This is a genomic window from Chthonomonas calidirosea T49, assembly GCF_000427095.1.
GTDB classification, from domain to species: domain Bacteria; phylum Armatimonadota; class Chthonomonadetes; order Chthonomonadales; family Chthonomonadaceae; genus Chthonomonas; species Chthonomonas calidirosea.
The window spans coordinates 2357919-2371341 of sequence record NC_021487.1; the positions used below are offsets into that span (position 1 = coordinate 2357919).

Annotated in this window: 9 protein-coding genes and 2 pseudogenes; 5 read left to right on the forward strand and 6 right to left on the reverse strand. The window is 54.9% G+C overall.

Annotated elements, in window-relative coordinates:
* The first annotated feature begins 55 nt into the window (after positions 1-55).
* Positions 56-304, forward strand: a complete 249-nt coding sequence (locus tag CCALI_RS16385; protein WP_044949096.1) for a hypothetical protein — start codon at positions 56-58, stop codon at positions 302-304.
* Positions 301-3618 carry an efflux RND transporter permease subunit gene (locus CCALI_RS09795; protein ID WP_016483324.1) on the forward strand — a complete coding sequence of 1106 codons (3318 nt, stop codon included), beginning with the start codon at positions 301-303 and terminating at the stop codon, positions 3616-3618. The genes CCALI_RS16385 and CCALI_RS09795 overlap by 4 nt, the downstream gene beginning before the upstream one ends.
* Positions 3619-3881: 263 nt before the next feature.
* Here CCALI_RS09795 and CCALI_RS15270 read toward each other — a convergent pair whose 3' ends face one another.
* The 3 genes and pseudogenes from CCALI_RS15270 to CCALI_RS09810 form a co-directional block, all read right to left on the reverse strand.
* Positions 3882-4790 (reverse strand): prepilin-type N-terminal cleavage/methylation domain-containing protein, encoded by a 909-nt coding sequence (locus tag CCALI_RS15270; protein ID WP_016483326.1) that lies wholly within the window; start codon positions 4788-4790, stop codon positions 3882-3884.
* A gap of 221 nt (positions 4791-5011) precedes the next feature.
* A complete protein-coding gene (locus CCALI_RS09805) occupies positions 5012-6406 on the reverse strand; it encodes a cryptochrome/photolyase family protein (RefSeq protein ID WP_016483327.1) in 1395 nt (464 codons plus the stop codon).
* 145 nt (positions 6407-6551) lie between these two features.
* A pseudogene (locus CCALI_RS09810) lies at positions 6552-7345 on the reverse strand (RNA-guided endonuclease InsQ/TnpB family protein); the annotation flags it as partial.
* A gap of 89 nt (positions 7346-7434) precedes the next feature.
* Between CCALI_RS09810 and tnpA the strand changes: the two are divergent.
* The 3 genes and pseudogenes from tnpA to CCALI_RS09825 form a co-directional block, all read left to right on the forward strand.
* Positions 7435-7792, forward strand: a pseudogene (tnpA, locus tag CCALI_RS15795) (IS200/IS605 family transposase); the annotation flags it as partial.
* 209 nt (positions 7793-8001) lie between these two features.
* Positions 8002-8928 (forward strand): glutamate formimidoyltransferase, encoded by a 927-nt coding sequence (gene ftcD, locus CCALI_RS09820; RefSeq protein WP_172636649.1) that lies wholly within the window; start codon positions 8002-8004, stop codon positions 8926-8928.
* Between the two features lie 86 nt (positions 8929-9014).
* On the forward strand, positions 9015-9614 hold the full coding sequence (locus CCALI_RS09825; protein WP_016483330.1) for a carbohydrate binding domain-containing protein: 600 nt from the start codon (positions 9015-9017) through the stop codon (positions 9612-9614).
* Between the two features lie 49 nt (positions 9615-9663).
* Here the strand turns inward: CCALI_RS09825 and CCALI_RS09830 are convergent, their stop codons facing one another.
* The 3 genes from CCALI_RS09830 to CCALI_RS09840 form a co-directional block, all read right to left on the reverse strand.
* Entirely contained in the window at positions 9664-10245 is a 582-nt protein-coding gene (locus CCALI_RS09830) for a TlpA disulfide reductase family protein (protein ID WP_016483331.1), read from the reverse strand.
* Between the two features lie 142 nt (positions 10246-10387).
* A complete protein-coding gene (locus CCALI_RS15280; protein ID WP_016483332.1) occupies positions 10388-10783 on the reverse strand; it encodes an NUDIX hydrolase in 396 nt (131 codons plus the stop codon).
* 103 nt (positions 10784-10886) lie between these two features.
* Positions 10887-13418, reverse strand: a complete 2532-nt coding sequence (locus tag CCALI_RS09840) for a M1 family aminopeptidase (RefSeq protein WP_016483333.1) — start codon at positions 13416-13418, stop codon at positions 10887-10889.
* Positions 13419-13423 lie beyond the last annotated feature (5 nt).

Here is a 13423-nt window from a genome sequence, read left to right on the forward strand (position 1 = left end):
ACTGGTCCGTGAGGCCATAGGAGGACAATGGAGAGCACACCTCGTTTCAGTAACGTTGGGCGATGCCAACGAGCGCTACACCCAGATCCTTAGCGGAATTCAGAGCGGCGAGCAGGTTATCTACGAGGGATATCGGTCGCTTCATGAGGGCGATCCGGTGGTGCCGGTGCCGTGGGGACCTGCAGGCCCAGTTGCTTTGCCAACGGCAGCTCAAGTGAATCGCGCGCTAAATACACCAATGGGGACATCTGCTCGTACGATGCCGGGGATGTCTATGCCATCGCAGGGAGGGGGGCGGCCTTGAGCACCGATCCATCTGTAAACGCGCCGCACATACCACGGCGTAACCCGTTGCATCTTATCCACGCTTGGGCGATAGACCATGCTGCGGTTGTGTTCGCCTTCTATACGGCGGTGGTGTTATGTGCTGTTTTCGCCATAGCCTTCGTTATCCCACGGCGTTTTGCACCCTATGTGCCCAGCCCTATGCTCGGCATCGTCACCATGATGCCGGGGCTTTCTGCCCAAGAGATGGAGACCTACGTTAGCAAGCCTATCGAAGAACAGATGGTGCAGATAGGCGATCTGCACTACATCCGAAGTATCTCTCAAGAGGGCTTCTCCATCGTTATTTTGGAGTTCAACTATGGGGTGGACATCCAAAAGGCGCGCACAAAAGTGCAGGAGCTACTAAATGTGACCAACGCCTTTTTACCGCCTACTACCGCTAATCTTAAACCCTCCTTCGTGATACCTGTAGACCCCTTGAACCTGCCTATCCTCTCTCTGGCTCTAACGGGCGATCCAAATAGGGGCTGGACACCACAAAAGCTGCGCCAGTTTGCCGACAACGTGGTGATCGCGCGGATAAAACAGGTGCCCGACGTCGACTCCGTGGTGGTCTTTGGCGGCTATCGGCGCCAGCTGCAGGTCATCGTAGACCGCAACAAGCTTGCCGCGCATGGCCTCTCCATCCTGGACGTACGCGATGCGATTGACCGCTATAACCAGAGCCAGCCCGGTGGTGTGCTTACGCAGGGGGATCAAGAGAGCATTGTTCGGGTCAATTCGTTGGCTCGCAGCGCACAAGACGTATTAAACTACCCAATTACAGGCATGGCTACCGATAAATCGAATAGCCAGGGCCCACCACGCACCATCTTCATTCGCGATGTGGCCCATGTTGTAGACACTTACTGGGAGCGACGGTCGGCCTACGAGTATCTCGACCACCCACCGGGAAATTCAGGGCGAGTGATACCTGCTATCGAGGTTTCGGTTATCCAGAACCCAGCAGCCAGTTCCTACACCGTTGTGCCGCAGGTGCGGAAAGTGCTCGCGCAGCTAGAACAGGAATACCCTGGAGTTCACTTTCATACGGCCTACGATAACGCTCATTTTGTTGGTGTTCTGTTCCATAACGTTTGGGAGGAGTTGGCCGTAGCTGTGGTGCTGACGGCGATCGTTATCGTGTTCTTTTTGGGTGAATGGCGTGGCACCCTCATTGCTCTCATCACCATTCCTACCTCTTTAGCCATTGCGGTGCTGATGCTCATTCCCATGCATATGACCTTCAATAGCGGTACGCTCATTGGGCTGCTTATCGCCATCGGTCGCCTTGTAGATGACACCATTATTGACATCCACTCGGTGGAGCGCTATCTACGAAGGGGGCTTTCGCCACGTGAGGCCACCATCGAGGGCATTGCGGAGGTTCGGCTGGCTGTTTTAGCCTCTACCCTGATGATCCTCATCGCGTTGCTGCCCCTGCTGTTTTGTGGAGGCATTACCCAACTGATGTTTGTAGAGCTGGTGTGGCCGCTTATCTTTGCCCTGCTTGCCTCCATGATGGTCTCTTTCACACTTACCGCCGTGCTTTGTGCAAAATGGCTTCGTTCGCCTGTTGGGCAGACAACCGATGGAACCCCACCGCTTCTGCGTCCCCTTTCGTTTCTCATTACCTCTTTTCAAGGAGGTCTCGAACGCCTGGAAGGGGCCTATAGGCGAGCTTTGAGACGTCAACTTACGAATCGGTTTTGGGCGTTTGTACGAATCGGGCTTGTGGTCATTGTTGGGTTTACCTTCTACAACTTCATCGGTTCAGAGATGATGCCTTTAGCCGATACGGGTCAGGCTGTAGGTTTTTTAGAGATGCAGCCCGGAACCTCCTTTCAAGCGACAGAACAGGCGGTTCACCGCTTGGAGCAGATACTGTTGAAGTATCCAGAGCTGCAGAAGGCCTCTATAGAGATCGGAACCGAAAGTATGTTTGAGAGCTGGAACCCCTATTTCACCGGTTATCAGATGCCGCAGGCCAATGGAGCTTCGATGATGCTCACCTTTAGCGATAAGGATATGCGGAAGCGCACTATTTGGCAGATCATGGATGCCGTTCAGAAGGAGGCAATGAGCACGATCCCTGGCATTCGACGGCTCCAAATAAAGGAGATGGGATCGGACGTTATGGCCACGGCAGACGCCCCCATTCATATCAATCTCTACGGTCCGAACCTGCAGGTGCTATATCAACTTGGGAAGCAGGCCCTCGCCATCGCCCAAAAAACACCCGGGCTTGCACAGCCCGCTCTCACCTGGACGATGGGGGTGCCCGACTACGAGGTAAAGGTGGACCCTGCCAAAGCGGCAGCGCTAGGTCTCTCCCCCCTGAATGTGGCCGAACAGGCCTACTATGCGCTCCACGGTGGGCTTACCAACAGTTTCTACTACCTACCCGACAACCTACGTCAAGACACCATTTTGGTGCGTTACGATTCGCAGGATCGAGCGACACCGCGCGATCTCGCCGAACTCTACCTCTCAACACCCGATGGAAAGCAGGTGCCCCTCGAAAGCGTCGCCCAGATTCTCTATCGCGCGGCTCCTACCGCCATAGAGCACGACAATTTGCGAAGGGTCATCGGCATTACAGGTTTCTATCGTAAAGACGGGCCGCCCTCCATGGACCTCACCATGCAAGTGATGATGCGCGCAATGGAGCAGTTGAACTTTCCACCCGGTTACGGCATCGAGGTGAGAGGCGATATGACCCAGATGATGGACAGCTTTCGTCGCCTCCTGTACGGATTGGTTGTCGCGCTTGTCCTCATGTATTTCGTGCTGGTGGCGCAGTTCCGTGGCTTTCTACAGCCCTTGCAGATGATCGCCTCAATACCGCTGGAGCTTAGCGGGGTGTTTACGGCGCTATGGCTGGCGCATCAGGCGTTCTCCACGGTTTCCATTTTGGGAATTATTGTGCTGAGTGGAATGGACATTACCACGGCTGTTTTGATGATAGACAGCATTATGCGTTACCGAGATCGGAAGGTTCCACGCGAGCAAGCTGTTGTTGAAGGCGGGATGGAACGTCTTCGGCCTATCCTCATGACAGCGCTCATTGAGCTGGCAGTGATGTTGCCGGTGGCGCTAGCCCCCAAAACCGGTTTGGATGCCTATCAGCCCTTGGGAACCACCATTGTTGGCGGCCTGCTTGCAGGAACGCTCCTAAGCCTGTTTGTCATTCCCCTGATGCACACCTTCGTGGACGATCTGATGCGATGGGGCTATCGCATCTATTTTGGGCGGGATTGGACATGGTCTACAGGGGTAGAAAAGAGATGAAAAGAGAATCGGAGACCTTCAAGTAGGTCTCCGATTCTCGATAGGACACCGCTTTTACGCTACTTAGAGGGCTTAATGGGAGAGCTCGATGAAGAGGTGGTTGAAGCCCCTCCGGTCAAGCTTGGACGTGTCCGCAGTGCGTTCATCTTGGCGTTTGGGTTGTCTGCCGAGGGCTTAGACTGCCCACTGCATCCCGTTAGGATAACAAGCAGTAGGCTAACTGCGACTACGCCTTTTCGTTTGTTGTTCATGAAAAACATAGATTACATTCCCGTTGGCCAAAGGTATTTGTACACAAGCTGACCTGAACTCGTTTTCACTTTCGTGAAATAGTTCATAATGGGCATGCTCTTCGAATGTCCATCCACAAAAGTGACGACAATTTGCCCTCCGCTCAACCGCAAATAGCTGCAGGAGGTTTTGTTCTGCTGGAGGTGTCGCCCTATCGGGCCGAAACGTTGAGTTTGGTAGGCGGGAAACCAAGTAACACAGTAATGGAAGAAGTCCGAATCCCACGGGCCGGGACCGAAAGTTGCTCCCCACCAATCCGCTGCTGAGGCGTCACTAACGAGGGTCATATCCGCTGCGGAAGAGATGGCGGCGAGTTTTGAGCTAGGTGTGGGGGTAATACTTGAAGGCGACCATCCATTGTCTGGAAAAGCCCCTGCTAGACCTTGCCAAGCTACGTGGACACTGAAATCAGTTGTGTTACCATAATACGTATCGCCCCAATTGGGATTGCCATCTATTTGGGAGAGAGGTGGAATACCGTAGTTCAGGAAGGGGTCAACGTAATTCACTGGGTCGGCATGATTTAGAAAGTCTTCGGGACATATAAAAATCCCCCAGTTTTTGATATAAGGCTGAACCAGATTTTGCCATGCCGCTGTGCTAACCGTAGTTGCCGATCCACTCCAGGCGAAGGTAGAAGGGTCGGAGGTATAAACCGGCGTGAAGATGAGTGGAAACGTCTCATCGTAGTCTTGCACATACATAGATAGCGCAAGGCCAAGCTCTTTGGCGTTGGACAGGCACGTAACCTTCCTGGCCTGCGCTCGCGCCTGTGCGAAGACAGGAAAGAGAATTGCAGCTAAAATCGCAATTATTGCGATGACTACAAGAAGTTCAATGAGCGTAAACGCTCGGCGATGAGTTTTTTGTGTTTGTTGCATTTTAGGCTCTTAGCCTCCTGTTTGAGATGGATATACATGGCTCCTTTTGGGGAGCTGGCGGCGTAGCGCGGTAACCTCAGCATCGTTCGTTCCGAACGCACTTCGGTAAAAAAACCGGCGTCTTAGGAAGACGTGAGTTAACCGTATCCTATTTGTATTATAACATAGAATCTACCTTTTTGTGTTCCATTCAGTACCACCATACTGAAAGTGATTCTTTTTTAGAAAAGCTCACCTATCGTGGAGGATTGTGTTGGTCCGATCATCGCTTTAAAAGCGTTGAGAAATCTTTGTCGGCCCTCTTCGTGAGGGACAATAGGTTTTTGGGGATATTGAGCGCTGCCAAACTCTGGAACCCACTGCCGTATGTACTCCATTTGTGAGTCATAACGCTCTTGCTGAAGGACGGGATTGAAGATACGCGTGGCGCGTCGCGGATCGGTGCCCGTGCCAGCAACCCACTGCCATCCCCCATTATTGGCAGGCCAATCGCCATCCACGAGCATCTGCATGAAATAACGTTCGCCTTTTTGCCAGTGAATCAGAAGATCTTTGCAGAGGTAGGAGGCCACCACCTGCCGTAACCGATTGTGCATCCAGCCGGTTTGGTTCAGTTGGCGCATGCCGGCATCTACAAAAGGATATCCGGTCATGCCGGCTTTCCATGCTTGAAAGTGCTCTTCGTTCTCGCTCCAGGGCAGACGATCGTATTCGGGGTGCATCGGCCCTGTTAGAGCGTGGGGGAAGTAGTAGAGCACCGCATGATAAAACTCGCGCCAGGCCAGTTCATCTATCCATTTCTGTGCCCCTGGTCCGCCCACTTTTCGAGCCGTTCGGTAGCATTCGCGAATGGAGATGGTTCCCCATTTGATGTGCATGGAGAGGCGGGAGGTGGAATCGGGGTCGGCGGCAAAATCGCGTCTTTGATGATAGACGGGAAGTCCGTTGCGAGCAAACGCTTCAAGACGCTGCAGGGCACGTCGCTCTCCCGCGGGTTCGATCTGTTGACGAAGGGAAAGGCCGTATTCGGCGAGGGAAGGAATCTCCGCACTCCGGACGTGATGTGTCACCCGAAGGCGCCCTAATAGGGGCTCTATGGAATAACGCTCCGGCACGTTCACGAGGTTTTCCCACCGACGCTTGAAGGGCGTAAATACTTGATAAGGCAGGCCGGTTTCTGTTTTAACGCGTTCCGGCTCGACAAGCAGAATGTCTGGGTAGGTTTTAAAAGCGATGCCTTCCGCCTCGGCCAGGGCTTTTGCGTGGCGATCGCGTTGGATGGGATAGGGCAGATAGTCTCGATTCAGATAGATGGCGCGTGCCCCCACCTCTTTTGCCACGGCAACAACCTCTTGCTGCGGAGCCTGTTTGACGCGTCGCACGATCAGCTGCCCGCCGTAGGATTCGATATCGGCTTGCAGTTTGTGAAGAGCATCGAAGAGGAAAGCGACTCGGGCAGCACCGATATCGGCCCCGCGCAGATAGGTGTCATCGAGCACGTAGAGCGCGTAGACCTGCTCGTTTTCCTGGAGCGCGGCAAAGAGACAGGTGTTGTCGTGAAGCCGGAGACCCGTACGAAACCACACCAGTCCTGTGCGAAAGGTTTTTGTGTTCATGGCCGTTCCAGACGCATTATTATAAAATAATACGTTCAAATTCCACTCTTGACATCCTCCCCGGCCTGAAGGCCGGAGATTCCTACGGCGCTCAGGTATGGTATTCCCCTGAGTCGCTTCCTTGGGTTCCTGCTTCCGACCCCCATTAGGGTTCAAACCACAGGACAGCCGGGCTGACACCCCAGGAACCCTGCGGCCTCCCGGGCGAAGCGTCGCCCGTGTCCTGACCTGCGTCTCGCAACAGTCGCATCCCACAAGAAAGGATGTTGACCGCGCCGACCACATCGGCGTTTCCCTCGAAACCACACTCCACACAAGCGAACTTGGCTTGTGTCTGCCGGTTGTCCGCAGAGACATGGCCGACAGGTGCGGCTGGTGTTCTGCGGCGGAACGCGAACCAGCCTTGGTCGAGGAGGGACTTGTTCAGGCCCGACTTGGCCCGAACGTTGCTTCCCGGCACATCGGCTGTGCCTGCCGCCAACTTGGACTTTTTTCGTCCCTGCAAGTCCTCGATACACACCATTGCGTGGTTTTTGCGGATCGCGGTCGAGGGCTTCTGCAGCAAGTCGCGGCGCCCATTGGCGATGCGGGAATGAGTCTTTGAGACCCTGGCTTTCGCCTTCTTCCCATTGTTGCTGAACTTTACCTTGCGGCTCATGGTCTGCTGCGCTGTGCGCAAGGCCACCTCGGGCCGCTTCAAGCGGCCCAGCGGCGCATAGGCGGTCTGGATCGACATGAACCACTTGCGCAAGAGTGGCTCACGGTGAGGTTCTTCACGGTACCCAGCACTTCCCGACGGTTGCGGGAGCGCAGCCAGCCCAGCTTGGGCAGGAAGAGGCGGCTATTGGCCGGGTCGAGTTTGATCGGTTTCGGACCGGGGTAGCGGAAGCTGTCGTGCTGGCCCCTCTTCTTGAAGCGCGGGAAGCCGCCCTGCTTTGAAGGCTTGAGGCGCTGCCTGTCCGGAATTGTCCTCTTGGTCTAGGAGCGATGACAACGCGATTGGGCACGGAGGGCACGGCGTTTTCACGATGCACGTCCCTTTGGTCTTAGTGAGGAAATACCGCCGCAGAGTGTTCGATGGCGACGCCATCCCGCGGCTGGGCGCCCTCCTCGCCAAGGTCTGCGCCGACTTCGAGGCGCAAGTAATCGAGATGGATGGGGAGGATGATCACGTTCACCTGTTGGTGGAAGATCCTTCCGAAGTGGCCGTCTCCAACCTCGTGAACAGCCTTACAGGCGTCTCCATCCGCCTGCTGCGCAAGGAGCGGCCCGCCATTCAGAAACGCTCTTGGAGGGGCGTGTTGTGGTCGCCGTCTCTCATCCTCCTGTGGCGGCGCTCCGATCTGCATCGTGCGCCACTCCATCGAGCCGCAGCAAACACCCCACGGAAAACCCAAGGACGGCTACGCCGTCCGCGCTATCCTTCCCCGCCCTGAACCGCAGGGCTTGTCGCGCACCGGGTCAACGCTCCTTTCCTTTAGATTTGGCCTTGTTGGGGGGACGATTCGGTGGGTCCCCTCTTTGTCACCTTACTGTGAGCGTAAGGTAGAGTGCCCAATTTGCTTGTCGCTAGAGGTAAAATGAGCCTTGCAGCGTTGAAATCTACTTGGGAAACGAGGGGCGTATTGCTTGGCGAGGCCGTTTTTCAGTGCGTGCCCAACTTCAGTGAGGGACGAAGAAGAGAGGTTGTTGAGGCGATTGCGAACGCCGCACAACGTGCCGGTGCGGTAGTGGCCGACTGGAGCCTTGACCCCGATCATAATCGCAGCGTGGTGTCTCTTTTGGGCGACGCCCAACAGATTGAGGCCGGCGCATTAGCTGCGGCTGCCGAGGCGGTGAAGCATATTGATATGCGTCGGCATCAGGGGCTGCACCCTCGAACGGGCGCTGTGGATGTGTTGCCCGTGGTGCCGGTGCGCAAGGTAGGGCGTGAAGAAGCCGTTGCCCTCGCGCATACGATAGGAAAGCAACTGGCGGAACAGCTTAAGATCCCCGTGCTGTTTTATGAATGGGCTGCACGCCCAGGGCGCGAAACCGCACTGCCAAAGCTACGACAGGGCGGTTGGGAGCACATAGCCCAAAGCGTTTTAGACCCGGACTTCGGCCCTTCTCACCCGCATCCAACGGCGGGTGTGGCTATTGTAGGGGCACGAGGTCCCCTCATTGCCTACAATATCCTGCTCAACACAGCCAATGCGGCCATAGCGCGCGAGTTGGCACGGACGATTCGACAGCAGCGTGAACACGTCCCTGAACTCGAAGGCGTGCGAGCCATGGGGCTGTTTCTACCTAGCCGGGGCCTAGCCCAGCTTTCCATGAACCTCACCTGTCCAGAAAAAACTCCCTTACCCGTCGTATTTGAGTGGGTAAAACAGTCCGCTAGAAAGCTGGGAGCAGCACCGCTTGAAAGCGAGATCATCGGCCTTATTCCCCAAAAGGCTCTTGGCGATGCGAAACCTGAGGATATTCTGTGGCACGGTTATCGGCCACAGAAACTGTTAGAGTGGTGGCTGGCACGATAAATTCGGTAATTTTGCGATTTCAACGTGGCGGCCTACCGTGTTAAAATTTAAAAGAAGCTGTTCGATGACAAGAGGGAGAAGCGTGGATGAACAGATATCTGAGAATAGGTATTCTTTGCCTTACGATGGGACTTGTCGGTCTGTCTGGTGTGCGGGCTCAAAACTACGTGCAGAACGGAGGTTTTGAGACCGGAGATTTCACCGATTGGACGTTATCTGGAGATACCACCGTAGCAACAGTGAGTAGTGCTGATCCTCACACAGGCAACTATAGTGCGGCGCTTGGAACAACCTACGGTACCGGCTATCTTTCTCAAACGTTGAGTGTTACCCCCAATCAAAGCTACTTTCTTAGTTTCTGGGTTACAACCGATGGAAGCCTACCGAATAGCCTCGATGTTAGTTTTGACGGCAACAGTGTGGCTTCCTTTCAAAATTTAGGGCCGGGTTACCAAATCTACGAATATCAGGTAACACCCACAGTCGCGAACCCGGTGCTACAGTTTGCCTTCCAAGACACCAGTGGCTACATCTACCTTGACGACGTGCGATTAGGTACCTCTTCCGCCACTCCGGAGGTAAACAGTCTTGTTGGCTTGGGTTTTCTGCTGGCGCTAGGAGGCGTATGGGGAGTACGCAGGGCAAGAACACGGACAAAGGCTACGACTATAAGCAACAGCTACTAGACTGCTAATGCAAACGACGACTCCGCACGAGAGAGGTTCTCCATGATCCCTATCTCTCTTGAAGCAGTTCACTTACCGCCTGATCCACACCTTGAAGTTTATTTACTGGGTCAAAGCCGTTTTCCATATAGGCCGCTCGTCCGTGCTTATCAAGCACAAAGAGCGCTGGAATGGCGGTGTGGGGAAATAGGGCTTCAAGTTGAGGGTTATCTACGGCGAGTGCAAGAGGATAGGTAACCCCTATCTGCTTGGCAACACCTTGGACCGCCTGAACAAGCTCGGAATGAGAGCGTCCGAGAGAGGTGTCTTCCGAAACACCAATCACCTCAACGCCTTTGTTGGCGTATTTGGTGTAGAGCTTCTGCAGTTCCGGCATGCTCATGCGGCAGGGTCCGCACCAGGTTGCCCAAAAATCTAGAATCACCACCTTCCCCTTCAGGTCGGCGAGGCGCACCGGCTTATTCGGGGGCAGTAGCGGCAGTTTAGCGTTCGTGAGGGCGAAACGTTTGGCAATGGGCGCCGGTCCGTCGCTAGGCCCTATGGCTAGAGGCGTATGCACGCCCATTAAGTAGGCGAAAAGAGTGATTATCAGCACCACGAAAAGCGCTATGGTAAGATTTCGGCGTAGCATTATGCTCCTCAAAATTGCGTTTCCATCCCTCCTATAATACTTCCGCTTGTAAGCTATGTGTTCCTCTACGAGGAGTTGCCGCAGGGACAAAGAGCTGTCGGTAGCGACAAAGGCGAAGCGATTGTCTTAAGCGCATGGTGGTTCAGGGAGGGCTTTGTGCCGCCTGCTGAAAGGCGTACTGACAGACGGCTTCCACAAGCGGATCCCAAAAGTAGTAGTGGGTGGGAAACGCCTCCAAAGGAAACAGGCGTGCCTCCTGCGATTCGCTGCCTTCTGGAATGGCCTCTTGGGATAAAAGCGATGTGTAGTAGACGGCAGCAAGATAGGGGGAAGCGTGGGGCGGGGTGAGCAGATAGTGGCCTAGTAGGTGCAGATGGCCTACGCTGGCGCCAACCTCCTCGCGGATTTCGCGTCGGATTGCGTTTTCAGGCGTCTCCCCAGCTTCAACATGGCCGCTTGGCACACACCAACCTCTGCCGCGGATGCGGGCAAGGAGCGCTTGCCCTCCCGAAAAAACAAAGGCGAGCACGGCACGCACAGGCAGCGGAGGGGGTGACTGCGTGCGCGGGATAAAGGTAACCTGGATTCCCTGCCAGGAGACGGTGGGGAACCCACCAATAGGCTCGCTGAATGAGATAGATCTAATCCCCTCGTTTTAGATTGGCTATGGCGTCTTCTGCAGCCTGTTTTAGCTTTGGATCGGACGTTTGGGTTTCAAACGCCTGGAGTACGGGGGTGACGCTTTTATCGCCGCGCTCTTGCAAGGCCTCGATAACGCTCTGTTGAATCTGTGGGTTAGAGTCGGAAAGCAGGTTCGCTAATCCTTTGCTAACGGACGAATCACTGCGGTCGAGATGGCCGAGCGCGCGGATAGCTGCAAGTCGCGTGAAGTAGAAGTGGCTAGGACCGGCCGCTTCCAACAGCAGAGGGCCTGCTGCATCCACGTGAGCCTCAGCGAGCGCATTGACCGCTATATAGGCCAGCTGATCGCGGGGCGTTTTGGCCTCGATCTGATGCCGAAAAACGTCAAGGTTTTGAGCGGGAGCGAGCTTAGCGAGCGCATTTAAGGCCCCTCCAACGGCAACATAGGGAGCTGTATCGCTAATGGCTTCACGATGAAGAAGGTTTAAAGTGGCAGCGTCGGCGGGCAACTGACTCAGGGCTTCAAAAGCGGCAGCCACGCGTTCGGGCTGCTTGCTTTCGGTTTGTTGAAGGAAGAGGGAACGCAGGGCGGGGTCTTTGAGGTTGCCTAGTTGCCGCAGTAAAAAGCTCGCAACACGCCAGGCCGGTTCCGATTTCAAAGCTTGAATGAACAGTTGCTCTCTTTCTGCCGTAAGCCCTCCTGGCTGCGCAACGATCTGCCTCGCAGCCTCTAAACGATCGACATAGTCGGGGGCATAGAGCAGAATAGCTTTGGCTTCGGCCTCCGACCATTTCGGCGTCTCCATCTGTTTGATCAGCTCGTGATCGGGATCGAGCAGCACGGCCGCAGGCGCCGCCGTTTCGGGAATGGAGAACTCCTGTTCGGCCTGGTCGCAGTTTTCTGTGACCCGCTGCAGGCGATCGCTAGAGGATCGATCAGGGTAGATAAGCCCAAAAGTGATCGGCATATGAAAAATGGGCACTCCACGTGAGGTATCTTGCAGCTGCTTCACCGTTATTTGCACGGTTGCGCTTTGCGGGTCGTAGTGCCAACTCATCTGCAGAACAGGGTGTCCTGGCTTGTAGACCCACTGGTCGAAAAAGGGCTCTACATTGATACCGGTCTCGTCGGTAATGGCCTCCATAAGGTCATGGCTATCTACGGGGCGAAACTTGTAGACTTCGAGGTAGTGGTGCAATCCGCGGAAGAGGTTATCTTGGCCGAGCTGGTCACGTAACATCTCTAGAACAAGAGCACCCTTGGAGTAGGTCGTGGAGTCAAAGAGCACGTCCGGGTTAGAGTAGAGCTTTGTAGAGAGAGGGCGTAGATAGCGGTTTGCTTCCCGCAGATAACTTTGCAGGGCACCCTCTTTATCGGCCTGCCACTCTTCCTCGCCAAAGCGATGGCGGGTATAGAGCATCTGCATAAAGGTGGCAAATCCTTCGTTTAACCAGATGTTGCCCCAGTCCTTGCAGGTGACGGTGTCTCCGAACCATTGATGAGCAAGCTCGTGGGCGGTGAGGCTGTCGGTACGAACCAGCCCAGCTCTAGGGTCGGTGAGAGCGATGTTGCCTAAGGTGGTTGCGCTCACGTTCTCCATACCGCCAGGGAAGTCGTAGACAGCGTCCTCGGCGTATTTGGGCCAAGGATATTTGAAGTCCAGCAGTTGGCTATAGAAGGAGAGCATATCGGGTGTGTCGGAGAAGCTGTAGGGGGCGAGTGCGCCTTGACCTTTCGGCGTTACGTAGAGCAGGGGTGTTTTTCCCCAGTGGGTGCGATACACATCTAATTCGCCCCCAACAAGCGATAGGAGATAGGTGGAATGAGGCTGATTCATGATCCAGCGGAAGGTTTTAGTGTGATGTGCTTTGTCTTCCGTTACGGGACCTTCCTGGCCATTCCCAATAACCGTCCAAGTATCCGGCACGGTGACGATGGTTTCACTAGTACACTTGTCATTAGGATAGTCATAACAGGGTACCCAGTTCCTGTTGGTATCTGTTTCTCCCTGCGTCCAAAACCCCGGTGCGCGATGCGGGTCGGAAGGGGTCGGATCGATCCATTTGAACCCACCGACTCCATTTGCACCACCCCCCACTGTGCCGCTAGGCATGATGTAGTGTACGCTTACCTTCACGTACTTCCCGCGCTGCAGAGGCGAAGGGGCATGCAGGATCAGTTTATCGCCGTTATGTTCAAACGTAACGGGGGCACCATCTAGGGTGCAATCCTTGATCTGGAGATTTGCCCCGGCATCAAGCACGATGGTGGATAGCCCATCTCGCAAAGGAGCGAGAGTGTGGGTAACGGTACCTTCGGCGGAGTGGGTATCAGGATGGACAATGAAGACAAGTTGGAGATGCTCCACATGATAGTCACGGTTGCGGGCGTAGTGGAGGGTGGCTGCGGGCGGCTCGAATGGGTTACCGCCAACACGTTGAAATTGGGCATAGGCAGTAATCCGTGACAATCCGACGAGAAACAGGCCAGATAGAAGGCAGATGAAGGACCTTGTACGATGCGGCAGCATAAGTA